The organism is Paenibacillus sp. QJM3NY_38 (assembly GCF_056173265.1).
The window spans coordinates 1739461-1763993 of sequence record NZ_CM149665.1 but is presented as its reverse complement, the minus strand read 5'-3'; the positions used below and the strand labels follow the sequence as shown (position 1 = coordinate 1763993).

The following is a 24533-nucleotide window of genomic DNA, read 5'->3' as shown; positions in this document are numbered from 1 at the left end:
TAGCCACTGGAAAGAACATATACGCTTCGGGGTGATTCCCATTGTGATACATAATAATAAAAAGCTTGGTGAACGCACCAAGCTTTATTTTTTGGTCTTTTTTCTTACCGGCTGCGGCTCATCGTACACGATCCGAAAATCCACGATGTTCCCGTATGCATCCGATTCGATATGACAACAGCCCGTCAGCAGCTCTTTCATCATCTCTCTCCCGCGCTGTACTCTTGATTTAGCGCCGGAGTAAGATATCCCCAAATGCTCGCTTAATTCCTTTTGCGACATCCCTCTATATTCGGTCAATTCAAGAGCTTCCCGATATTTATCCGGCAAGCATGGCAGCACGGACTGAAAACAGGCAATCACTTCCTGATCATAATCAATCTCTGTATATTCATCGTCTGCAGACAGCTGCTCCGGCAGCTCTTCACCTGACCGAGTCTTCCTGTAATGATCCACGATGCTGTTGCGAGCTATTTGAAATATCCAGGAGCCCCGTTTCTCCTCATCCTTTAAATCTGAGATATGGGTGTGGACCTTCATAAATACATTCTGCACAATATCATCCACATCAGCGCGCTCACGAATCCTAGTCATGACAAACCTTTTAACAGGCTCATGGTACTCCGTCCAAATGGCGACTGCATCCATCTGAAAGCTCACCCCCGGCATTTTCCAAAAATAATTCGATTGATTTTTGCGTCCATTCCAACAGACCAGCGTCTCCCTTAGTGTAAACCAAATCATAGGAGGCTGGAAAGAGATGAAATACAATTTACTCGGTAATACAGGTGTGCTGGTATCAGAGATCGGGCTCGGCACGATGACGTTTGGCGGAGGAGCGAAGTGGGGAATGTTCGGCACGCTGGATGATAAGGAAGCAGGATATCTTGTAGATCAGGCCTTGGATGCGGGTGTCAATTTCTTCGATACAGCCAATGCCTACGCCGAAGGCCGCTCTGAAGAGATTCTTGGTAAAACACTGAAATCCAAGCGACATCAAGCGCTGATTGCTACGAAGGTTCGTGCGCGCACGGGTCCGGGCCCCAACGATATTGGACTGTCGCGGCTGCACATCATTCGTCAGGTGGAAGAAAGCCTTAAACGCCTTAACACCGATTATATCGATCTATATCAAATTCATAACCCGGATCAATTAACCGATTGGGAGGAAACACTCCGTGCACTGGATGACCTTGTCCGAAGCGGAAAAGTCCGGTACATTGGCAACTCCAATATGACCGGTTGGGAAATCATGAAAACGCGCGGCATCTCCACTATGCACGGTCTTCATGCATTCAAAAGCAGCCAATCGTATTATTCACTCGCCGCAAGGGATATCGAAAGAGAGATTATCCCTGCCCTAAAGGATCAGCATATGGGTTTGATCGTCTGGAGCCCGTTAGCAGGCGGGTTCTTGACCGGAAAATATACGCGTGAACATCGGGGAGGCTCCGAGGACCGCCATGCCAAATTGGCTTTTCCGCCGATTGATACGGAGCGGGTGTACCCGATTCTTGATGTGCTTCAAGATATCGCGCAAGCTCATGAGGCAACTGTCGCCCAAATTGCGCTTGCGTGGCTCCTTCATCAACAAGCGGTCACCACAGTTATCGTAGGAGCTAAACGTACTGACCAACTGCAAGATAATTTGGGAGCGAGCGGGTTGATTCTGAATGAAACCGAACTTTCTCGACTGGATGAAGTAAGCCGTCTGCCTGCTGAATATCCGGGATGGCCTTTTATGGAACTGGACGAGGATATCATTCGAAAGCATGGGCAGAACTGAGTTTTTTAGAATGGGGAATGCTGGTATGGCGGCATTGCCCTTACACATACAAAAAGAGATCTGCCGATGAGCATCGGACAGATCTCTTCTTTCTTTTTTATATCTCTAAAAATATTGAGACCCTTCGCTGAGCCGCTGGTTCAGCTGCTCATATAGCTGGCCTGTAGATAGCAGCTGCTGCTTGAATGCATCCCGATCTTCCTCCGCGGTGGATTGAACGGTGCTCTCGAACGCTTCATCCGTGGCATCGACAAATGCATCATGCATACTGTTGTCGTACCAATCCACCTCCATGCTGGCGTCGCTGCGGACGATTTTCACCAGCTCATAACCTCCCAGCGGGGAGGACGGCGTCAGATAAGCCAGCAATGCACTTTCTCCTTCCGCTGCGGGATAGACCTCAACCTCAGCGCAAGGAGCGCCATTCACTTCCGTAATCCGGCGGATTTTTGCATCTTTAATTGCATACATCATACATTCTCCTTCATCGCGATGTGCAGGGACTGCACGATCCGTATAGTTTTCAGTCAGTCGGAGAGCAATCGCAGCTCTTCCATTTGCTGGCGCGTGGCCGGTGTGCCCAATTGATAAATGGTTCGATACACCTTGTCCAAGGAATATTGAAACAACGAATTGGAGGATTGCTCCGGCGTATCCGGCCATGGGAATACATAGCCTGGAAACCCCTCCTCCTCCTTCTCCTGCATCATGTCCAGCTCAATCCGAACTTGGTCCGCCTCTTCCGGCGTTGCTTCGATCTCCCATTCATAAGCGCTCGCTCCCTGTTCGGTCAACACGGAGCGGCTCTGGACGGAAACGTAGTAGGTCGACTTATTCATGGACGCATCTCTCCTTCTCTTTGATATTCGTCCTCTTTCTTAGTTTTCGTAAAAGGACAGACATTTTATGCCTTCCTTCGGCATATATCTGTATCACTTTGGCGACGTAGGATTAAAAAGATGGGACAGCGTATGACAAAGACAAAGAGAGGATGAACCGTCATGTGCGGAATAACCGGTTTTATACAATGGAGCGGCGATTTGACGCAGGATTCGCAGCTGCTGGTAAAAATGACAGAAAGTTTGGCTCACCGCGGACCTGACGGATCCGGCACCTGGATTTCCAACCCGTGCGCATTCGGTCACCGAAGACTCAGCGTGATCGACCCCGAAAATGGCGCCCAGCCGATGATCATTCATCGGGAAGAGGAAGTCTATGCCATTGTATATAACGGGGAATTATATAATGCTGCGGAGCTTAAAGACGAATTGGTACGACGCGGTCATCGTTTCAATACCAAATGCGACACGGAAGTTTTGTTAGTCTCTTATATCGAATGGGGTCCCGATTGCCTGGAACGCCTCAATGGCATATTTGCATTCGCGATTTGGGACAGCGTGCGGGAACAAGTATTTTTGGCTCGAGACCGGGTAGGGGTAAAACCCCTGTTCTATAGTTACATTGACGGAACGCTCGTATTCGGATCGGAACCGAAAGCATTGCTACAGCATCCGAAGGTGGAGCCTGTGGTCGGGGCCGAGGGGCTTGCGGAAGTGTTTATTATCGGTCCGGCGCGAACCCCGGGACATGGTGTCTACAAGGATATCGCAGAGCTTCGCCCTGGAATGGCGATGATCTTTAACCGGGAAGGATTGCGCAAGTATACCTATTGGAAGCTGGAAAGCAAGCCCCATGAGGATGATGCGGATCAGACGGCAAGCTACTTACGCGATCTTCTGCGGGACACCGTTGAACGTCAGCTGGTATCCGATGTACCTGTCTGCTCCCTGTTATCCGGCGGTCTTGATTCCAGTGCGCTCTCCTCGCTCGCCGTCGATTACTACAAACGGACGGGCCAAGGACAAGTGCACACCTACTCCGTCGATTATGTGGACAACAACAAACATTTTAAATCCCATTCCTTCCAGCCGGGCGCGGATGCGCCATGGATCAAACGGATGCACGAGGAGCTGGGCACGGACCACCATTGGATTGAATTCGACACGCCCGAACTGATCGAAGCGTTAGATGTCTCCACGCAGAAGCGGGACCTCCCGGGCATGGCTGACGTGGACGCCTCCCTTCTCCTCTTCTGCCGTGAGATTAAAAAAGGCGCGACCGTCGCCATATCCGGTGAAGCCGCTGATGAAATATTCGGCGGTTACCCTTGGTTCCACCGGGAAGAAATGCTGAATTCCGGTACTTTCCCATGGTCTGTCGCCCCGGATATGAGAGCCGGGCTGCTGTCTGCCGAAATTCGGGACTGGATCAAACCGCTGGAATACCTCGGAGACCGTTATGCCGATGCGGTAGCCGAAGTGCCGAAGCTGGACGGGGAGTCCGGGCAGCAGGCCAAAATGCGGGTCATGTCCTATCTCAATATCACCCGCTTCATGCCAACGCTCCTCGATCGCAAAGACCGGATGAGCATGGGCGTTGGGCTGGAGGTCCGCGTTCCCTATACCGATCATCGCCTGATCGATTATGTGTGGAATATTCCTTGGAGCATCAAAACGACAGGCGACCGTGAAAAAGGCATTCTGCGCAAAGCTCTTGAAGGTGTGCTTCCCGACGATGTCCTGTACCGCAAAAAAAGCCCGTATCCCAAAACTCACAATCCGAACTATCTGGCAGCCGTCAAAGCGCAGGTGCTGTCCATTCTGGACGATTCTTCTTCGCCGCTGCTTCCGCTCATCGATACGGCACGGATCCGGGAATTGGCTTCTTCGCCGGATGCTTCCTCCAATCTCCCTTGGTTCGGTCAATTGATGTCCGGTCCGCAGCTATTTGCCTACCTGGCCCAGGTGCATTTCTGGCTCAAAGAGTATAACGTATCCATACGTTAAGTTCTTATTGTTTACGAAAAATCAAAGAAACCATACCCGCAATAGCCGGTATGGTTTCTTTTTATAGTGTTACTATTCAATTATCGTGCCTGCAGGTCCGCTACAAGCTTGCGCAGCGCTTTGCCCCGATGGCTGATCTCCTGCTTCTCCTCCAGGGAAAGCTCGGCCATCGTCTTCTCATGGCTTGGCAGGTAGAACAGCGGATCATATCCAAACCCGCCTTTTCCGGACGGATCCGACGTGATCCAGCCTTCAACGCTCCCTTCAGCCTCAAGCTTTTCTCCCGAGACCGGATCGTACAGCACCAGCACACAGACAAATCGGGCCGGACTTAGCAAGGGCTGCTCCGTATCCTCACCGAGCCTTAATTGTTCCAGCTCACCGAGCAGCTTCTCGTTATTGTCCTTATCCGCGCCGTGCTCGCCGGCATATCTGGCGGAATAAACGCCAGGCGCGCCATTCAGCGCATCCACGCACAATCCCGAATCATCGGCCAGAACAGGCAATCCCAGTGCGTCGCCAACCGCCTTGGCTTTTTTAAATGCATTGGCTGCGAATGTGGCTCCATCCTCAACGACATCCGGCAGATCAGGGTAATCGTACATGCTCTTGACCTCCGTACCAAAGGCAGCAAAAGCATGCGCAAATTCCTTGACTTTCCCCTGATTGCGGGTAGCTACGATTAACGTGTCTCCAAGTGTCAATGTCATGGGATTATACTCCAGTACTCGCATTCACGGAACCGATTTTTGCTGCAATCGGGCCAAGCGCCTCTTGCTGACGTCCGATCAGCTCGCGGATTCCCTGTTCCCCAAGCTCCAGGATCTGATCCAGTTCCTCACGAGAGAACGGGCTTTCTTCGCCGGTTCCCTGAACCTCAACGAATTTGCCGCTTCCGGTCATGACCAGATTCATGTCCACCTTCGCTTTGGAATCCTCTTCATAATTCAGATCCAGCAGCGCCTGTCCGCCTGCAATGCCCACGCTAATGGAGGCCAAGTAGTCCGTAATCGGAAATACCGCTAGTTTATGTTGTTCTGCAATTTTATTTACCGCTATGGCTAAAGCTACAAATGCCCCTGTAATGGAGGTGGTCCGCGTTCCGCCATCCGCCTGGATTACATCGCAGTCCAGCGTAATTGTCCGCTCGCCAAGAGCATGCAGATTCACAACAGACCTAAGCGCTCTGCCGATCAATCGCTGAATTTCCATCGTCCGGCCACTGAGTTTACCGCGATTGGCTTCCCGTTGGTTACGGGATTGTGTTGCGCGCGGCAGCATGGAGTACTCAGCCGTCACCCAGCCCTTTCCTTGTCCTTTCAGAAACGGGGGAACCTTCTCATCCACGGTTGCCGTAATCAGCACCTTGGTGTCTCCCATCTCGATGTACACGGAGCCTTCCGCATATTTATTCACATGGGTCGATAAATTCATCGGTCGAAGCTCATCGCTCTTACGTCCGTTAGATCTCATGTTTTCTGCCTCCTACTTCTTATCGCAATCCTGATTAGCATTCCCTATTCTACCAAAGTGCAGGCACAAAAGCACCTTTTCCGGCGCATATTTCAAAGATGGCCGTGAAGGGTCAGATCGAAATTTCGTTAATGAACTCCGGACGGCTGACAGGCTCGCTGTAATTACGGCTATCCGTTCCAACGACCTCGGAGAGATCGTTCATTCGAATTTTGACCTTCGCATCATCCGAATTCTCGGCTACGGTTAGCACGACGGCCTGCAGCAGCTCGGTTGGAACCTGCTCTCCCTGCTCAAACATGCTGTCCTGAAGCGATACGGTAACAGCGCCGTCCTCTCCTTTTTCGACCGATGCAACGGTGGTATCGTCCGGGATGACCTCGACAAGCCCATCACCGTAATGCGGTCCCCGGATCAGTTCGTTCAAAGCAGCCTTAACCGCATCCTGTCCAGTCGGAACAAGTCTGGTAACAGGTACATAATACTGAATGCCGTCTGGCGTCACTGAAGAGAAATAGACGGTAACCGGCGAAGAGGAAGTGTACAATGCGTCATCCGCCTTTTGAAGGTTGATCCCCATTGCTCGTGAAAGCGGACGGTCCAGCGGCGTGTGATTGACCGGCATTTCCGTTAGTTTGACTCCATCCACCCATACCTGCATCGATTCGATGCCTTCATGTCCCGTCAGCGTCCACGTCAACGCCTCCAAGATTCTTCGTTCATCTGCCGCTTGATATTCCGTAAACGATTTATTGAATTCAACAACGGCCAATTTGCTCTCCGGATCGACCGTCACATTATGGATCTGCGTACCTGCAGGCAATACCGCCTGGAAACCCTGTGGAACATAGCCAGCATAGCGGCCTCCGTTCACAAGCACTTCAAGAGATTCTTTCACGGCGCTTGCACCTTCTACCTTCGGAATACCCAAGGTTAGAGGTGCCAGCATTCCCCGCGCATCCGAAAGATAAACCGTTGTCTGCGTGCCAATGTCACCTTGTGCCGCTGTGGATCCGGCCGTGTTCAGCATCTGCTTCTCCACTTGTGCAGGCGGCGGGTCAATCGCCTCCGATTGCTTCCCGGAAAATACGCCGCAGCCGGACAACACGATCGGAACAGCAAGCAGCCCGGCAGCGGAAAGCCTGCGAAGGTTACGTTTACTACGTTTCATGTATTGTTCCTCCCTAACATTTTTTTGTACAGGTTGTACTCCTATGTATACGAGCCCTTTCCAAAAAAATAACTCTCAGTTTTGCCCTTTCTGGACAAAGGGGGGTGGAAAAAGTACAATCGTCGTATGCATCTTCATCAACCACGAAAATGAGGTGAGTTCCATCATGGCAGAAAACGATTCAAACATTCCATACAGTCTGAACAGCAAGAAGGTAGCGGATGCGACACGGAGCCTGCTGCATAAGCGTGGAATCAAGTTGGAGGAAATCGCGGAACTGGTGATGATCCTTCAGAATAAATACTACCCGAATTTGACCATGGACGAGTGCATGGAGAACGTGGATGCCGTACTCAGCAAACGCGAAGTCCAAAACGCCGTATTAACCGGAATTCAACTAGATATTTTGGCGGAGGAAGGCAACCTCATATCCCCGCTTCAAGAAATGCTGGCCAATGACGAAGGGTTATACGGCGTGGATGAAGTCCTGGCATTTTCCATCGTTAACGTATATGGAAGCATCGGCTTCACCAACTACGGGTATATCGACAAACTCAAACCCGGCATCCTTGAGCAATTGAATGATAAATCAAGCGGCCGTGTACATACCTTTCTCGACGATATCGTCGGCGCGGTTGCCGCAGCCGCCAGCAGCCGGATCGCCCACCGCAAGCAAGCGGAGCGTGAGATCGAGTTGTACGGCACGACCGAAGAGCTTCCAAAAGAATAAAACGCTCATAAAAAGAAGATTCGCTCAACATGCGAATCTTCTTTTTTTCTGCCTACCAGAAGGAAACAGCTCACCGGACGGGAGCTATCCAAGCCGAGAGTAGGTAATTTCAAAGAATTATAGACGAATGCAGTTAGAAAGCATACCTCTTTACGGGCCGGAACCATGAGTTTCTTCTATAATAAGAAGCCTCCTCTCACCTATGAAAAAACGGGCTGTCCAATCAAGTAAATCGGTAAATCTATCTAGTCATTTTTGAAAAGATCCATCATATGATATGATGAAGAACATTCCAATAGAGCGCCTATGGAAACCCCGCCAAGCCTATGGCGGGGTTCTTTTTTTAAAGAATATGATAGAGATAGATTACCGGTTCGCACCAACCATAACAGGAGAAACATTCCAGATGTCGGATGCATAACGGTGAATCGTGTTATCGCTGGAGAAATGTCCGGAGTGGGCCATATTTATTATCGATTTCTCGGTCCAGGCTCCGGTATTCAAATAAGCACGATCGATCTCCGACTGGGTTGCCACATAACTGGCAAAGTCCGCTAATACAAAAAACTCATCGTTATGATCAAGCAGGGACTGGAGAATCTGACCAAACTCCAACTCGTGACAGCAGAAAGGTCCTGAAGATATTAACTGATTCAGCACACGGGCGATTCTGGGATCCTGCTCATACCGCTCCCTGGATACATAAGCTCCCGTCCTGTAATACTCAAGCACTTCCTCCAGCTTCAATCCGAACAGGAACATATTCTCATGGCCAAGCAGCTCGAACATCTCCACATTAGCCCCATCCAGCGTGCCGATGGTCAAAGCGCCGTTCAACATGAACTTCATGTTTCCCGTGCCGGATGCCTCCTTGCCAGCCGTGGAAATTTGCTCGCTCACATCGGCTGCGGGGATAATCTTCTCCGCCAGAGACACCGAATAGTTCTCCAGGAACAGCACCTGGAGTTTGTCATTGACCTGCGGATCCTTATTCACGACTTCGGCAACGACATTAATGAGTTTGATGATGCTTTTGGCCAGATAATAACCCGGTGCTGCCTTCGCCCCAAAAATGACGGTACGGGGAACGCGATCCGCGCTTGGCTGATCCTTAATCTCGTTATACGCGTGCATCACCCGTAATATATTCAGCAATTGCCGTTTATAGCCGTGCAGCCGCTTCACGTGGACATCGAATATGGAATCGGGATTAATGACAATCCCTTGCTTATTCGCGATGTAATCGGCAAGCCGTTCTTTATTGTTCCGTTTGATCCGCTGAATCCCCAGCTGAAAGGCGGAATCGGTCTTCAGTCCCTTGAGCTGAATTAATTGATGCGGATCCGTGATCCATGAATCGCCGATACCATCGCATATCAATTGACTCAGGCCGGGGTTGCTGTGCATCAACCAGCGCCGGTGGGTAATCCCGTTGGTTTTGTTGCTGAATCGCTCCGGATACAGCTCATAATGCGGTTTCATGACCTGTGTCTTAAGCAGTTCCGTGTGCAGCGCCGCCACACCGTTTACATGATAGCTGCCCACAATTGCCAGATTGGCCATGCGGATCTGGTCGCTTTCAATGATGGCAAGCTGCGATATGCGCTCATGGTCGCCAGGATAGCGTTCCAGCAGCATGCCGCAGAACCGCTTATTGATCTCTTCGATCATCATGTAAATGCGCGGCAGTAGCTCACGAACCATGCCGGCCGGCCATTTCTCCAAAGCTTCGCTAAGCAGCGTGTGGTTTGTGTAGGAAACGGTCCGGCTCGTGATGTCCCAGGCTTCCTCCCAACCGAAACCCTTATCGTCGATAAGAATCCGCATCAGCTCCGGAATCACCAAGGTCGGATGCGTATCATTGATATGAATGGCCACATGCTCGGGCAGCTCATGATAGGACCGTCCCAGCTTGTCGAACGTCCTGAGAATGCTCTGAACGCCCGCGGAACAGAGAAAGTACTGCTGCTTCAGCCGGAGGAGCTTGCCTTCGTAAGCCGAATCATCCGGGTACAAAAACTCCGATATCGATTCGACCGAACGGTTATATTCCAAAAATTTATAATAGCTGTTGTGATGATGAGCCGAACGGATTCTGGATATATCCGAAGCGGATTCGGCGCTCCACAATCGCAGCGTGTTCACCTGCCCCTCACCGTACCCGATCACCGGAACGTCGTAAGGTACCGCCAGAACCCGCTCATAATCCATCGTGTGAAACACGGTTCGCCCCTCCTGCACATCCACCTCCACGCGGCCCCAAAAGCGCACTTCCACCGCCTTGTCAGCCCGCCGTTCTTCCCAGACGTTGCCCCGCTGAAGCCAGTTGTCCGGCAGCTCGACTTGGTGGCCATCAATAATCTTCTGTTCAAACAATCCGTACTTATACCGGATTCCGCACCCGTGGCCTGCATAGCTTAGTGATGCCAACGAATCGAGAAAACATGCCGCTAGACGTCCGAGCCCCCCATTTCCAAGGCCTGCATCCGGTTCCTGCTCCTCAATCTCATCCAAATTCCACCCGAGGTCCAAAAGGCCGCTGCGGACCATACCCAGCACGCCCAAATTCAGCAGATTGTTTCCCATTAACCGCCCGATCAAAAATTCAAGCGAGAAATAATATACCTGCTTCTGCCCGGTATCCCGGTATATCCGATTGGCGGCCGCCCATTCCCGTCCGACATACTCCCGGATCATGCCGCCGAGTGTTTTGTATACATCCTCAGCTGTCGCTTCCTCAAGTCCCTTCCCCAACCGACTCACCAACTGCTCCGTAAAGACCTGCTTGAATGTTTCCTTGTTGTTAAACAAAAGAAAGTTCCTCCTGACGGATTCGAATTATTTTGTGATCAAATCGAGATGTCCTTGGCGATGACAAAAGGTTTGCGAAAATCCCCTTGAAGCTTATGATCCCGCGAGATCATCACATCTTTATCGAGTATGACGTTCTCCAGCCTCACATTCTCGCCAATGACGCATTTTTGCATGATGATGGAGTTATGGATGCTTGCGCCTCGTTTTACCTGTACTCCGCGAAACAGAATGCTATTCTTTACTTCCCCGTCGATCTGGCAGCCGTTGGCCACCAGTGCATTGCTCACATCGGCCGAATTCAAATATTTAGCGGGAACCTCATACTTGATCTTGGTGTGGACAGCCTGCTTGCGAAACAAGCTGTTGTACGTTTTAGGATTCAGCAGGTTCATGCTGGTACGGTAATAGCTCTCAAGCGAATTGATCACCGCATGATAGCCGAGGTATTCATATCCCGCAATGTTCAGCTTGTGCCGGTTACGCATGATCGCGTCCCGGAAGAAATGGCTGCCCCCATGGGCGATGCAGTGGTCGGCCATCTCCAGAAACCGCGCTTTCTCCATCACAAACATCTCCATGTATACCGCATCATGCTTGTGATCGTAATGAATATCCTTGACCATGCCGTCCTCATCGACATCGAGGCGAACACAGGAACGGTGCTCTTCCCGTGGTGCAGTCACTTTTGTATAAACAAGCGTCACGTCGGCGCCCTGCTCCAAATGGTATTCGTATACCTCATTCAAATCGACGGTGCTTATATGCTGGCTGCCGGAATGCACGATATGCTTCGCGGATCCCCGCTCAAAAAAATCGAGATTGTTATAAATATGCCGCAGCTCGCCGGCGGACACATCGGCTTCATCGTTCCAATCCGGCGGAAGTATGAACAGGCCGCCCCGCTTGCGATGCATATCCCAAGGCCTGCCTTCGCCCAGATGATCCATCAGGGACCGGTATTTCCTGCGAACAAACAGCGCAATATCCTCGATGCCCGCATGCATCATATTGGACATCACGAAGTCGATCAGGCGGTACCTCCCCGCAAAAGGCACAGCGGCCCCGCACCGGTAATATGTCAATTCACTCAATACATCCCGTTCATGCTCCAAATTAATAATACCCATGAGTTCTCTCATCTGCGAATCCCATCCTAACCTTGATTATTATGGGACGAAGACGACGATTGAAGCAGCTTCAGGACGTCTTCATCTTGACCGCTTGCAAGCACAATCCGGGATGGATCTTCAGGAGGGGGACCAATGACGGCATGATCTTGAATGATCATGTCCTCAGTGATAATCGCCCGGTGTATTCGTACATGGCTACCGATGCGCACCTTGGGCATAATGACGGAATCGGTAATGACACTGCCTTCCCCTACCTCCACGCCATAAAAGAGGACCGAATGTTCTACCTCGCCGCACACGGTGCAGCCCTCGTTAATCATGCTGTTCCGGACGACGCCGGTTGGAGAAATATACTCTGCCGGCTGATTCGGGTTCCGGGTGTAAATGCGCCACAGCGGATCGTTCAAGTCCAGCTTGGGCTGCTCGCAGAGCATATCCATATTGGCTTCCCAGAGGCTCTCGATGGTGCCGACGTCCTTCCAGTACCCTTCGAACGGATAAGCGTACAGCGTTTTGCCGTCCGTCAGCATGCTCGGCAGAATGTCTTTGCCAAAATCATGGCTCGTATCCGGATGCTCCGCATTCCGCAGTAAATAGGATCGCAGCAGCTTCCAGCGAAACAGATAAACGCCCATGGATGCCGTCGTACTCTTCGGATGCGCAGGCTTCTCCTCGAACTCGAAAATCCGGCAGTTCTCATCCGTATTCACCATGCCGAACCGCTTCGCTTCGTCCAGGCTCACCTCGATGACGGAGATGGTGCAATCGGCATCCTTCTCCTTGTGGTAAGTCAGCATACGGTCATAATCCATCTTATAGATGTGATCTCCCGACAAAATCAAAACGTGCTCGGGATCGTACTGATCAATAAACTTAAGATTCCGATAAATCGCATCTGCCGTCCCGCGGTACCAGGTCGTCCCGTCCTCCCGTTCATGGGGCGGAAGCACGAATACGCCTCCATTCAACCGGTCCATGTCCCAATCGCTTCCTACGCCAATGTAAGAATGCAGAACCAGAGGTTCATACTGGGTTAGTACCCCAACCGTGTCGATTCCCGAATGGGAGCAGTTGCTCAGCGGAAAATCAATGATCCGGTATGTACCCCCAAAATAAACAGCCGGCTTGGCGAGCGTCTTCGTGAGGCCCTTCAGCCGTTTACCTTGACCTCCTGCGAGCAGCATAGCGACCACATCTTTTTTCTTCATGACAGATTCTCCTTTAAGGGGCTTTATGAGATACGAATCCTATAACATGAAAATGGCGGAACCAAGGGAACGCTTCGATACGAATATGGTGGAGTGGATCATGATGACGAGTGATTAAGAAAAATGCCTTGAGGGAATGCCTTACTTAAACAGCAAGGTACATCAACTATATGCGGGGTAGTGAGAAACTCTGACTCTAATGAGGGAAGGCCCCCCATCTTAGGTATTACCGGCCTTCTCTTCTATAAAAAAGCCGTAGCGCCACTTGCCAAGCATCCTGATCGCAGCGGCTGTTCGGGCAGACTATCCGACTGCATCTGATCAAGAGATGCTCCACAATGTAGCCCTCTGAATCTATTAAACAAAAAACCGCCTATTCTACGCATGATGGAAGTCAACGTACAAGCAGACGGTTTTATTTATGTCTTGATTATATCAGGAATGCGGCTGTTTCCGTACAGAAAAATAGCGCATTCCATCCTCGTTTTCGATCTCCTCGGCTTCTCCGCGGCGGGTCAGCTCGGCGAGATGGGCCAGCGCTTCGCACATGGCGAAGCGGAGCTGGTGGATGCCGAGCTTCTCGCCGAAGAGGGCGGTGCAGACCTCGAAGGCGGTTAGGCGACCGGCAGCGCTCAGCATGCCGGCGATGGTCGCCAGGCGCTCCTCGTGATGGAGGAGGAGCGTGTCGATCCGTTCACGGAAATGCGTGAACGGGTGGCGGTGTCCGGGGTACGCCGTCCGGACATGCAGTTCCCGCAGGCGGCGCAGCCCTGCGAGGAATAGTGCCAGCGGCTCGGCATCGCTGCCGGGCAGCAGGCTCACGTTGGGCGAGATTTGCGGCAGCACGGCATCGCCGCATAGCAGAACGCCGCTGTCTGCATGGAAGAACGACAGATGCCCCGGAGCATGGCCGGCCGTTTGCACCGGGACCCATATCCGGCTGCCCATCCGGAACGGCAGATCCTCGCTGATAAACGAGATCTCCGGCTGCGGCGTAACTTGGGGGAAGAAGCCGTTCAGATGCTCCGGCAGCAGGGCAAGCTTGGTTTCCGGCATGCCATGCTGCCGGAAGAACGCCGGGAGTTCGTGATCCATCGCGGAATCCGTTCCCCACATGAGCATCGCTTCCCGATGCGCCCGCTCTGACATCCACACCTTGGCGCCCGAACGCTCCTGAAACCACCCGGCAAGCCCATAGTGATCCGGGTGATGATGGGTCAGCACGATCGAAGCAATGTCGCTGAACTCGAACCCGAGCTGCTCCATCGCCGCCAGCCATTCCTGCTCCGAGGAACTCGTTCGCGGCCCCGGATCGATGATGGTCATACCGTCATCCCCCCGCAGCACATAGCTGTTCACCCATCTTAAGGGGTTGGACAATGTAATCTTCACCTGACTGAGCTGATGTTCTTCTATAGGATGAATGTCCGGGCTTGGTCCCTTCTCTTCCTGATTCATCGTAGATGCAACCTCCATCCGCATTATGACTTCAATTCCGACTCCTTCATCATAAGCCTGTATTCGGGATATGTATACAAGGCTGCCCTGCATGTTGGTTAGAGGATTGAAGCGAGCAAGTTACTATGTTTCACTAGAGGACGCTGCGCATACGTATCGTTCCTCCAATCGCTGTTGCCCTCGGATTTTCCTTACTGTATTTATCCATTGTAAAAATCCGAGGGCAAAGGCGAACGCTGCCGCTTTTCCGGAATCAATTCGTCTGCTCCGCTGCTTCGAGCTCGTTCATTATAAAGCCTTGATCGGCTGCATCATTATCGTAATCATGTAAGCCTATGCAACGTCCCCCTTCTAACAAAACAATAAGGCAACCTCAAAAAAAGATTGGGTTGCCTTCCCTCCTACTGACATGCACGTTTTCCACTATATTTTTAAAGCTATTCTAATATCCGATATAGGTTCCATCCGTTACGCGTAAAGTTCTTTCCCTCTCATCTCCTACTTAATGAATCTCGACTCTTATTGGAAGGCTCCATCCAGCTGACGGACTGCCTCCTCGCGTGTGCGCTGGACCGCTTCCTCGGCAGGCAGGGTGATCTTGATTCCGTCCTGGCCCATCCATTCGACCTCTCCGTTAGCGGCTCCGCGTCCAACGATCAGACGCAGCGGAGCGCCGGCAAGGTCGGCATCCTTGAACTTGACGCCGGCCCGTTCGTCCCGGTCATCCAACAGCGGCTCCAGACCAGCCTTATTCAGCTCGCTGTAGATATGTTCAGCCAGTTTCATCTGAATCTCATCCTTAACCGCAACCGGGATAATGTGCACCTTGAACGGAGCCACGGACATCGGCCAGACCAACCGCTCATCCGAGATGCACTGCTCGGCGATGGCGGACATGACGCGGGAGACGCCAATACCGTAGCAGCCCATGATCAGCGGTTTCTCCCGTCCGTCGGAATCCAGGTACATGGCGTTCATAGCCTCACTGTACTTCGTACCCAGCTTGAACACATGTCCAAGCTCAATCCCGCGATGAAACTGAAGCGGAGCTCCACAGCGCGGGCAAGGTTCACCTTCCGTTACATTCCGGAAATCGCCGGTGTGTTCCAGCGAAAAATCATGTCCTGGGCGGACTCCCTTCAGATGGGTATCCCCCTGGTTAGCACCGGTGATCCCCTCTGCCATAGCTGCTACTTCGGAATCGACCAATACCTTCAGGGTTAGACCTACCGGTCCCGCAAACCCGACTGGGGCTCCCGTCGCCTGCATCACCTCTTCGGCGCTCGCTAATTCCGCGAGTTCTGCTTCTAGGTAAGACTTCACCTTTGCCTCGTTTGCTTCGCGGTCTCCCCGGACAAGCACCGCAACCCGTTCTCCGTCCACGTGGTAAATCAGCGTCTTGATCAATTGCTCCGGGCCGACTTGCAGGAAGTCAGTCAGTTCCTGAATGCTCTTCACATTGGGAGTTATTACCCGTTCTATAACTGAGCTTCCGTCGGTCTTTACGGATTCTCTTCCTGCAGGCTCAGCAGAAGCCGCAGACTCCGCTCGCTCCAGATTTGCAGCGTAACTGCAATCACTGCAGGAAACAACGGTATCCTCGCCTATATCCGCCAGTGCCATAAACTCATGGGTTTCCCCTTGCCCGCCAATCGCACCCGCATCGGCTTCCACCGCCCGGAACGTCAGGCCACAGCGTCTGAAGATTCGTTCATACGTTTCATACATGTTCCGGTAGGACAGATCCAGGCCTTCCCAGTTCCGGTCAAAGGAATACGCATCCTTCATCATGAATTCACGCCCCCGCAGCAGACCAAAACGCGGACGCCGCTCATCCCGGTATTTGTTCTGAATTTGGTACAGGTTGACTGGCAGCTTCCGGTACGAAGAAATCTCTTGGCGAACGATGGACGTAATCACTTCTTCATGGGTTGGTCCAAGCACGAACTCCCGATTATGGCGGTCATGCAGCCTGATGAGTTCCGAACCGTAAACATCGTACCTGCCCGATTCCTTCCACAGCTCGGCGGGCTGAACAGCGGGCATGAGCATCTCCTGTCCGCCGGAGGCATCCATTTCCTGCCGAATAATAGCTTCGATCTTTCGCAAGACCCGCCATCCCAGCGGCAGATACGAATAGATTCCTGCTGCCGTTTGACGGATATAGCCGCCGCGGAGCATCCATTGATGGCTCAGTGCCTCCGCCTCGGAAGGCACATCACGCATCGTTGTCATCAATAATTGGCTTTGCCGCATCTTCCTCATACTCCTTCTTATGTCCATGAATGAACCTGCCTGAGCGCAAAAAGAGCACATTCGCTCCTAGGGACGAATGTGCTCGTGGTACCACCCTGATTCCATCTTACCGGATGCAAAAGACGCTCCATTGAAGATGCTTCATACGGCGGTAACGGGCCAAACCGGCGCCGCTTGTTCACAGCGGGCAACTACAAGGTAGGAAGGACACAGCCTAGCGGGGGAAGCCTTTCAGCCAAGGGCTTCTTTTCTGTCTCGCCGAATCTTGCATCCTCATGTCCTTGATGATCGTTATTCACGGGAAATTCATTTTCCAATACATTACAGCCGGACGGTCAGAATGTCAAGCATGAACGGGTAGGCGATTCTAATGAGCGATATGGTCCAGCACCTGCCGTAAGATCCCGATGACATGCTCATCTTCATACGTATAAAAATATGTATTTCCTTCCCTCCGGTATTTGACTAATCTTAAACTTCGCAGATAGCCAAGCTGGTGGGATACCGCCGACTGACTCATGCCAAGCACCTCGGCAATATGGCCGACCGGGCATTCTTCTTGCGAGAGCAAATGAAGAATCCGGATCCGCGTCGGATCAGAAATGGCCTTCAGCAGTCGTGACGCTTCCATGGCCTCGTCTTCGTGCAGCAGCTCATGGTGCTCTTTTTCCATAAACTAATCCCCTCTTCTCCATAATGGCTTGAACGATTTCGCGGGCATCCCGTGAAACTCCTGCCAAGAGTGCGGAGCCCCTGTGCGTCTGCCAAGGCAAACCTGCATAATAGAGCCCCTTTACCGGACTGATACCGCGTGTATGAATAACAGCCTTCTCATGATCCAGCGCTCGATCCACTTGAAGCCAATCATAGCTGGGAACAAAGCCGGTCGCCCAGATAATATTCTGAACCTTAAGCTCCGTTCCATCCTCGAATCGCATTCCGGAAGCGCCGGCATCAACGGCTCTCTTTTTCAACACCACTTTACCGCACTTGACCGCTTGTTTCAATTCATATCCAAAAATCGGGTCTCCGCGGCGCTTCAGCTTACGCCCCACCCAGGAGGAACCGCCGGCTGATAAAATGCCGAGTTTGTCCAACCACCAGAACATGCCCTTTCCCCCAATGGTCATGGGTAAATAACGCGGCTGCTGTCCGAGGGCCAAATACGTTTCCCGACCACGTGACAGTTCGACCGCAATCTGTGCCCCGCTGTTCCCGCCGCCAACGACAAGAACGCCGCCCTCCTGAAGCTGGGAAGGTCGCCTGTAATCGGATGAGTGCAGCTGGAGAATGTCCTCTGGAAACGATGCTGCAAACGTCGGAATTCGAGGCTGCCGGAACGGCCCGGTAGCGATGATCAGCGCCTTTGCATGATATTCTCCCTGATGGGTGTCGATTATAAAACGGTCTTCTTCCTTCCGGACACACTTCACATCCGTCTCAAACTGAATGGGCAGCCTAAACCGCGCTGCATACGATTTCAGATAGGACGCCATCTCATCTTTATCCGGGAACCCGTCGGGATCCCCCTCTAACCTCATTCCATACAAGGCACTATGAGTCCTCGGCGTAAACAACTTCAAGGAATCATATCTCGTCTTCCATGTTTCACCTGCCTCCATCCCCCGATCCAACAACAGAAACTTCATCCCTGCCTGCTGCAGCCAATAGCCAGCTGCCAATCCTGCCTGCCCCGCGCCGATAACGATTACGTCCCATATCATCTAGGTATCACTCCAATTATATGAATAATTGCTCATATATACATATAACATGGATCTTGTTTCCCCTTCAAGCATAAAATGGTGACTGCATCGTCAAACGCCGCATGAAACTGGAATAAATATCTGATGAATCCAGTTGACAACATACACATTCAGTCATACAATAGGCATAAAGTTGCTTCGAGGAAACAATATATGCTCGGCCCAATTTAGTAGGGAGAGGTTAAACTTTATGGATGAGACAAAATATCGGCAGCATTTGCATCAGGCGGCGCTCGGCGAGCGTTTTCTGATTGAACAGGTGGATATCCGCGGAGAGCATAAACGACGGCTTCTGGACCTCGGATTCGTTCCGGGCTCCGTTATCGAAGTGCTGAAAGCCAGCCCGCTCGGTGACCCCACCTCTTATAGAGTAGCAGGTACCGTCATTGCATTAAGAAAAGAAGAGAGTCAGTTAATCTGGGGTAAGGTGATGTCATCATGAGAACTTTTACCGTCGCGCTGGCTGGCAACCCGAACACGGGAAAAAGCACGCTTTTTAATGCACTCACCGGCCTGAAGCAGCACACCGGCAACTGGTCCGGCAAAACAGTCAGTCTCGCAAGCGGCCATTACGATTACAAAGACACCCGCTTCCAATTTATCGATCTGCCCGGGACATACTCCTTGTTCTCCAACTCGGCCGATGAAGAAGTGGCGCGCGATTATATTATTTTTGAGAAACCGGACGTTACCCTGCTGGTTCTGGATTCTACGGCGCTGGAAAGAAGCCTTAATCTCGCACTGCAAGTGCTGGAAATGACCGACCGGGTCATCGTCTGCCTGAATCTGATGGACGAAGCGAAGAAAAAAGGAATCAAGATTAATACACGCAAGCTGGCGGATCAGCTCGGCGTTCCCGTTATTCCGATTTCGGCCAGAAACAACGAAGGGCTGGATACCCTGTCCGAGCAGCTGCTTCTCATGTGTACAAGGCAGACTCCGACTACGCCGTATCGGATGAAATATAACGAACAGCTGGAATCGCAAATTTCCGGCCTGGAGTCCGAATTACGAGACATTTTCGGTGACGTATATCCAGCCAGATGGCTGGCGATCCGTTTTCTTGATGGAGACCGGAAGCTGATCGCCACGCTAAAAGAACGATTAAAGACTTCGGATAAAGGGGGGATTTCGCTTGGAACAGCTAAAGCGCTTGGAAGCTCTAACAGCCGCCATTCCTGCTGAGCAGGTAGAGGATGTTCGGGAAGACATCGTGGGTGAGTTATTCAAAAAATCCCGCGAGCTGTGCAGCGAAGCCGTCACCGTGACCAACCGGGAGCTTCTGTACCGTTCCGAGCGTCTGGACCGCATCTTCACCTCCAAGCTGTGGGGATTTCCGATCATGCTGGCCATGCTCGGCGTTATTTTTTACTTAACGATAGCGGGGGCTAACGTGCCTTCTTCCATGCTGGCAAGTTTCTTTGGCTGGATCGAAGGATATCTGACGATAGCCTTTCAGGCCCTTCATGCTCCCGATTGGCTCTATGGCGTGCTGATTCTCGGATTGTTCCGGGGTACCTCCTGGGTTGTCAGTGTCATGCTGCCTCCCATGGCCATCTTCTTTCCAGCCTTTGCGCTGCTGGAGAACTATGGCTATTTGCCTCGGGTAGCCTTTAACCTGGACCGCCTGTTCAAAAAAACGGGTGCGCACGGCAAGCAGTCCCTCACCATGGCGATGGGATTCGGCTGCAATGCGGCGGCCATTATGTCGACCCGGATCATCGAGTCGCCTCGGGAGCGAATGCTCGCCATTCTGACCAATAACTTCGTGCCCTGCAACGGTCGCTGGCCGACCCTGATCCTGCTGGCCTCCTTGTTCATGGCTGCAGGTTTCTCGGGAGGAGCCCAGACGCTCGTAACGGCTTCCGTTGTTATGGGCATGGTGCTGATCGGTGTCGTTGTCACGCTCACGGTATCATGGGGTCTATCCAAAACCGCCTTGAAAGGCATTCCTTCCCACTACACGCTGGAGCTGCCTCCATACCGTAAACCGAAGATACTGAATACCATTCTCCGGTCGACTCTGGATAAAACCCTCTATGTACTGCGCAGGGCCATTATCGTAGCGGCGCCTGCAGGCGTCCTCACCTGGGTGCTTGCCAACATCTATATTGGCGATGCCAGCATTCTGATTCATTTCGTTGAATTTCTCGATCCGTTTGCGCGCGCGCTCGGACTCGATGGCTTCATTCTGATGGCCTTTATCATCGGCCTTCCCGCCAATGAAATCGTGCTGCCGATCCTGCTGATGGGATATTTGGCTACGGGGTCCCTGACCGAGGTTACCGATATGTTTGCCCTCAAGCAAATCTTCCTGGACCAAGGCTGGACCTGGCTGACCGCACTGAACATGATGCTGTTCTCGCTGCTTCATTATCCATGCGGTACCACGCTCGTCAACATCTGGAAGGAAACGAAAAGCGTGAAGTGGACGTTCCTGTCCTTTGCCATCCCGACGGCCATCGCCATCGGCGCCACCTTCCTGGTCACTCAGGTGGCCCGGGCACTGGGATGGGTTTAACGACCGAGGATTGAATCAACATCATTTAAAGCAAAACGAGCCGCTCCAAGAAGTCTCCTTGAAGCGGCTCGTTTGTTTTTATACCGGAAATGGATGAGTTCTATGAAACTTAACCTTTCACCGAACCAGCAGCGATGCCTTCCACGATACGATCGCTGAGGAACAGGAACATCAGCAGAATTGGCAAAATACTGATCATCAAGGTTGCGCCAATCGCACCCCAATCGGTTGTGTATTGTCCGATAAAGTTCTGCACGCCGACGGTGAGCGTCTTGAACATGTCCGAGCTGATGAACGTATTCACGAAAATAAATTCGTTCCAGTTGTAGATCATGTTAATGATGGCAGTCGTCGCCAGCACCGATCCCGTCATCGGAAGCACGATCCGGAAGAAGACCCGGTGAACCGAGCAGCCGTCCATAACCGCCGCCTCTTCCACTTCCTTCGGCAGCGTGTAATAGAACCCGAGCAGAATCATAATGGTAATCGGCATATTGAAAGCCACGTACGACAATATCAAAGAAACCGGATGATCGGTCAGGCCAACCTTGTTGAAAATGCTGAACAGCGGAATCAAGGTGGAGTGAACCGGAATCATCATGGCAACCATAAATAATCCGAGGACGAAGGAGCTGCCCTTCCACTTCATTCTCGTAATCGCGAAGGTAACGAGACTTCCCAAAATGACCGTGAGCGCAGTGGCGACAACGGTAATCCAAACGCTGTTCAGAAAATAAACGCTGATGTTGCCGGCACTCCATACCTTCTCGTAATTCTCCCAGCGCGGATTCATCGGAAGGGACAGCGGAGGAAGATCGAAGACTTCCTGATTGTTTTTTAATGAGAACAGCAGCAGCCATACGAGCGGGAACAGCTGGAATACGGCAACGCCGATCAGCACGATATACAGCAGCGCGTAACCCAGCTTGCCTCCCACTCCGTTTCCGGACCGGGCGCGCCCGTCTTGGAGCTGTCCTGTGGCTCCGGATATCATGAAGCATTCCTCCTTATGAATATTGGATCGTTTCTTTCGATGCCGTTAATTTCCGTATGACCCACGTTACGATCAGACAGATTACCAGCAGGAAGAATCCGATCGCGCTGCCGTAACCGAAATCATAAGCGCGGAAAGCCGTGTGATACATGTAGGACGCCATTACTTCACTTGCGCCGTTAGGCCCCCCGTCCGTCATAACAAAGATGAGGTCGAAATATTTCAAGGAACCTACCACCGCCAGCACAATCGTCACCTTAATCACTTCCATAATGAGTGGAAGCTTGATCCGGAACGCAATTTGCAGGGAAGTCGCCCCGTCGATCTTGGCCGCTTCCACCAGCGATGCCGGGATATTCTTCAAAGCTGCATAATAGATCAAGATATAGAAACCGGCATACTGCCACAGAATCGGAATAAACAAAGCGAACAAGACAAGCGACGGCTCAGCGAGCCATGCCGGCGGGTTCGTGATCCCTATGGATTCCAGGAAGCTGTTCACAATCCCGTTCGTCGGGTGGTAAATGCGCAGCCACAGCTGCGCGATCGCAACGGAGGACAGCAGCATGGGGATGAGATAGATTTTACGGAACAGGTTGGCGCCCTTGATCTTGGAGGCCAGCACCATTGCCACGGCCAGGTAAATGATCAGGCTTGCTGCCGAGAATACGGCTAACAGCAGGGAGTGCCATGCACTGTCCCAGAACTTGCCGTCTGAGAGCAGGGCCTGGTAGTTATCAAGTCCGATAAAGGTCATCGCACCGATGCCGTTCCATTCGTTCAGTCCGTAATAGGCGGTAAGTATGATCGGAATATAAACGACGGCCATAATCACAAGCAGTGCGGGCAAAACATACAGCGCGATGATTTTTTTGTTGGACATCACTTTATCCAAAGTGTCCGACTCCTTTCTTCCTATGGTCTTAAGGAAAGATTTATCCGGCATCGCTGCCGGATAAATCAGGGTCCCGTTTCTTTGTTGTCCTAAAGAGTCTTACTTACCTTTGGAAATCGCTGCATCATGCTCCTCGGAAAATTTCTCCGGTGTTACGGCTTTGCCGAAGAGCGCCTGAATCATGTTCAGATGTGTCTCGGCGGCATTCGCCTCCATCTGAACATCCGCGAACAGGGTGATGCTGCTTGCTTGGTTCATTTCATCAAAGAGATCGATGTACAGCTGCGGAAGCTCAAGCGTCGAGGTATCCACCTTCGTTGCCGGGATGACGCCGGCACCTGTAACGGACTGCTCGCCCCACTTGGTGACGAAATACTCAACAAACTTCTTGGACTCCTCTTTCACTTTGGAGTTCTCGCCGATGAACAGGCCGACACCCGGTCCGCCTACCCAGCTGTTAATATCGCCTTTGCCGCCTTCAACCGTCGGGAATTTGAAGAAACCGACGCTGTCGCGGAATTCTTGCGGAATCTCTTCATTGGTCGTAAAGTTAGGCAGTTCCCAGGTCCCCATCATGTACATGGCCGCTTTGCCGTTCAGGAATTCGGATTTCGCTTCCTCGTTGGATAAGCCGTTGAACCCTTTGACAAACGCGTTGCCATCCACCAGCGATTGAACCTCGGCGGCTGCCTTTACAAGCGATTCGTCCTTGAAAGAACCTGAACCGCTGATTGCGCTGGCAAGCGTTTCTTGTCCGCCGATTCGGTCTGCCAGGTACATGTACCAGAGCGAACCGGTCCAGCGATCCTTGTTGCCCAGTGCGATCGGAGCAATCCCGTTATCGGACAGCGTTTTCACGACATTTTTGAATTCTTCGTAGGTTTGCGGAATCGCCAGATTATGCTGCTCGAATATCGCTTTGTTGTAGTATACCGGAGCGATATTGAACTCGAGTGGAAGCGCATACGTTTTGCCGTCAATGGCATAAGCCTCGGTCGTGCCGGCTACGAACTTGCCATTAAGCTGACCGTCCAGCAAATCATCTACTGGTGCAAACAGTTTGCCTTCGACATAAGGCTTCAGGAATCCCGCTGCCCAGGTTACCCCTACGTCCGGAAGCTCGTTCGAGGCGGAAAGCACTTTCAATTTATTTTTATATTGCTCATTATCCAGAACTTCCTGTTTGATCGTCACGTTCGGATTCTCTTTTTGATATTCTTCGATGATCTGATTCACGATTTTGTTCTGTCCCGCAGAAACGCCTGCCGGCCATAAGTGCATGAAGTTCACCGTGACTTTATCGCCCTCGCTGCCGCTGATGCCTGAATCCCCCGTGCTGCTGTTGCTCGATCCACAACCAGCCGCAACCAGAGCGAGACACAATGTTAGAAGCAGAACCGTCCATTTTTTGTTGAACACGTTTACAACCCCTTTTCTAGTATGCTGTTCGCGTATTGAAACCGCTTTAATCAAATTTTATCAGTG

The 24533-nt window shown here is 51.8% G+C and carries 22 protein-coding genes; 6 read left to right on the top strand and 16 right to left on the bottom strand.

All coding sequences use genetic code 11. The features are described from left to right. Positions 1-84: 84 nt before the first annotated feature. On the bottom strand, positions 85-648 hold the full coding sequence (gene sigZ, locus AC0VZ8_RS07700; protein ID WP_475486553.1) for an RNA polymerase sigma factor SigZ: 564 nt from the start codon (positions 646-648) through the stop codon (positions 85-87). Positions 649-760: 112 nt separating this feature from the next. On the opposite strand from sigZ, the gene AC0VZ8_RS07695 reads away from it, so the two are divergent. Further along, the gene (locus AC0VZ8_RS07695) at positions 761-1786 is read left to right on the top strand and encodes an aldo/keto reductase (protein ID WP_194541455.1); all 1026 of its coding nucleotides are present in this window, start codon (positions 761-763) and stop codon (positions 1784-1786) included. Between the two features lie 105 nt (positions 1787-1891). On the opposite strand, the gene AC0VZ8_RS07690 is transcribed toward AC0VZ8_RS07695, so the two are convergent. Further along, positions 1892-2257: a hypothetical protein gene (locus AC0VZ8_RS07690; RefSeq protein ID WP_194545084.1), complete on the bottom strand. Its 366-nt coding sequence runs from the start codon at positions 2255-2257 to the stop codon at positions 1892-1894. Between the two features lie 56 nt (positions 2258-2313). Beyond that, on the bottom strand, positions 2314-2625 hold the full coding sequence (locus tag AC0VZ8_RS07685) for a hypothetical protein (RefSeq protein WP_194541454.1): 312 nt from the start codon (positions 2623-2625) through the stop codon (positions 2314-2316). Positions 2626-2787: 162 nt separating this feature from the next. Here AC0VZ8_RS07685 and asnB point away from each other — a divergent pair, with 162 nt between their 5' ends. Continuing rightward, positions 2788-4632, top strand: a complete 1845-nt coding sequence (asnB, locus tag AC0VZ8_RS07680; protein WP_475486552.1) for an asparagine synthase (glutamine-hydrolyzing) — start codon at positions 2788-2790, stop codon at positions 4630-4632. A gap of 80 nt (positions 4633-4712) precedes the next feature. On the opposite strand, the gene AC0VZ8_RS07675 is transcribed toward asnB, so the two are convergent. The 3 genes from AC0VZ8_RS07675 to AC0VZ8_RS07665 form a co-directional block, all read right to left on the bottom strand. Then, entirely contained in the window at positions 4713-5342 is a 630-nt protein-coding gene (locus tag AC0VZ8_RS07675) for an XTP/dITP diphosphatase (RefSeq protein ID WP_475486551.1), read from the bottom strand. Positions 5343-5346: 4 nt separating this feature from the next. Next, positions 5347-6105, bottom strand: a complete 759-nt coding sequence (rph, locus tag AC0VZ8_RS07670) for a ribonuclease PH (RefSeq protein ID WP_194541451.1) — start codon at positions 6103-6105, stop codon at positions 5347-5349. Positions 6106-6217: 112 nt separating this feature from the next. After that, a complete protein-coding gene (locus AC0VZ8_RS07665) occupies positions 6218-7276 on the bottom strand; it encodes a GerMN domain-containing protein (protein ID WP_475486550.1) in 1059 nt (352 codons plus the stop codon). 166 nt (positions 7277-7442) lie between these two features. Here AC0VZ8_RS07665 and AC0VZ8_RS07660 point away from each other — a divergent pair, with 166 nt between their 5' ends. Further along, complete coding sequence (locus AC0VZ8_RS07660; protein ID WP_071223452.1) at positions 7443-8006, top strand: phosphatidylglycerophosphatase A family protein; 564 nt, start codon at positions 7443-7445, stop codon at positions 8004-8006. A gap of 366 nt (positions 8007-8372) precedes the next feature. On the opposite strand, the gene AC0VZ8_RS07655 is transcribed toward AC0VZ8_RS07660, so the two are convergent. The 7 genes from AC0VZ8_RS07655 to AC0VZ8_RS07625 all read right to left on the bottom strand — a co-directional run bounded on the left by AC0VZ8_RS07655 (position 8373) and on the right by AC0VZ8_RS07625 (position 18596). After that, positions 8373-10817: a glycogen/starch/alpha-glucan phosphorylase gene (locus tag AC0VZ8_RS07655; protein ID WP_194541450.1), complete on the bottom strand. Its 2445-nt coding sequence runs from the start codon at positions 10815-10817 to the stop codon at positions 8373-8375. Between the two features lie 38 nt (positions 10818-10855). After that, a complete protein-coding gene (glgD, locus tag AC0VZ8_RS07650) occupies positions 10856-11959 on the bottom strand; it encodes a glucose-1-phosphate adenylyltransferase subunit GlgD (protein WP_475486549.1) in 1104 nt (367 codons plus the stop codon). A gap of 14 nt (positions 11960-11973) precedes the next feature. Continuing rightward, the gene (locus tag AC0VZ8_RS07645) at positions 11974-13158 is read right to left on the bottom strand and encodes a glucose-1-phosphate adenylyltransferase (RefSeq protein WP_475486548.1); all 1185 of its coding nucleotides are present in this window, start codon (positions 13156-13158) and stop codon (positions 11974-11976) included. 435 nt (positions 13159-13593) lie between these two features. After that, positions 13594-14616, bottom strand: a complete 1023-nt coding sequence (locus tag AC0VZ8_RS07640; protein ID WP_475487659.1) for an MBL fold metallo-hydrolase — start codon at positions 14614-14616, stop codon at positions 13594-13596. Positions 14617-15135: 519 nt separating this feature from the next. Beyond that, complete coding sequence (locus AC0VZ8_RS07635; RefSeq protein WP_475486547.1) at positions 15136-16872, bottom strand: proline--tRNA ligase; 1737 nt, start codon at positions 16870-16872, stop codon at positions 15136-15138. A 367-nt stretch (positions 16873-17239) separates the two neighbouring features. Further along, complete coding sequence (locus tag AC0VZ8_RS07630) at positions 17240-17545, bottom strand: ArsR/SmtB family transcription factor (RefSeq protein WP_071223457.1); 306 nt, start codon at positions 17543-17545, stop codon at positions 17240-17242. Then, complete coding sequence (locus AC0VZ8_RS07625; RefSeq protein ID WP_475486546.1) at positions 17526-18596, bottom strand: flavin-containing monooxygenase; 1071 nt, start codon at positions 18594-18596, stop codon at positions 17526-17528. Before AC0VZ8_RS07625 ends, AC0VZ8_RS07630 begins: the two co-directional genes overlap by 20 nt. A 232-nt stretch (positions 18597-18828) precedes the next feature. On the opposite strand from AC0VZ8_RS07625, the gene AC0VZ8_RS07620 reads away from it, so the two are divergent. From AC0VZ8_RS07620 to AC0VZ8_RS07610, 3 genes are read left to right on the top strand one after another with little or no spacing between them, the layout of a single operon-like run. Continuing rightward, positions 18829-19080: a FeoA family protein gene (locus tag AC0VZ8_RS07620; protein ID WP_127589552.1), complete on the top strand. Its 252-nt coding sequence runs from the start codon at positions 18829-18831 to the stop codon at positions 19078-19080. Continuing rightward, positions 19077-19823, top strand: a complete 747-nt coding sequence (locus AC0VZ8_RS07615; protein WP_475486545.1) for a FeoB small GTPase domain-containing protein — start codon at positions 19077-19079, stop codon at positions 19821-19823. Before AC0VZ8_RS07620 ends, AC0VZ8_RS07615 begins: the two co-directional genes overlap by 4 nt. Then, positions 19774-21159: a nucleoside recognition domain-containing protein gene (locus tag AC0VZ8_RS07610; protein WP_475486544.1), complete on the top strand. Its 1386-nt coding sequence runs from the start codon at positions 19774-19776 to the stop codon at positions 21157-21159. The genes AC0VZ8_RS07615 and AC0VZ8_RS07610 overlap by 50 nt, the downstream gene beginning before the upstream one ends. Before the next feature lie 109 nt (positions 21160-21268). On the opposite strand, the gene AC0VZ8_RS07605 is transcribed toward AC0VZ8_RS07610, so the two are convergent. From AC0VZ8_RS07605 to AC0VZ8_RS07595, 3 genes are all read right to left on the bottom strand, one after another. Continuing rightward, on the bottom strand, positions 21269-22153 hold the full coding sequence (locus AC0VZ8_RS07605; protein WP_216535402.1) for a carbohydrate ABC transporter permease: 885 nt from the start codon (positions 22151-22153) through the stop codon (positions 21269-21271). Positions 22154-22166: 13 nt separating this feature from the next. Next, complete coding sequence (locus tag AC0VZ8_RS07600) at positions 22167-23048, bottom strand: carbohydrate ABC transporter permease (protein WP_216535403.1); 882 nt, start codon at positions 23046-23048, stop codon at positions 22167-22169. Between the two features lie 99 nt (positions 23049-23147). Further along, on the bottom strand, positions 23148-24467 hold the full coding sequence (locus AC0VZ8_RS07595; protein ID WP_475486543.1) for an extracellular solute-binding protein: 1320 nt from the start codon (positions 24465-24467) through the stop codon (positions 23148-23150). Positions 24468-24533: the final 66 nt, after the last annotated feature.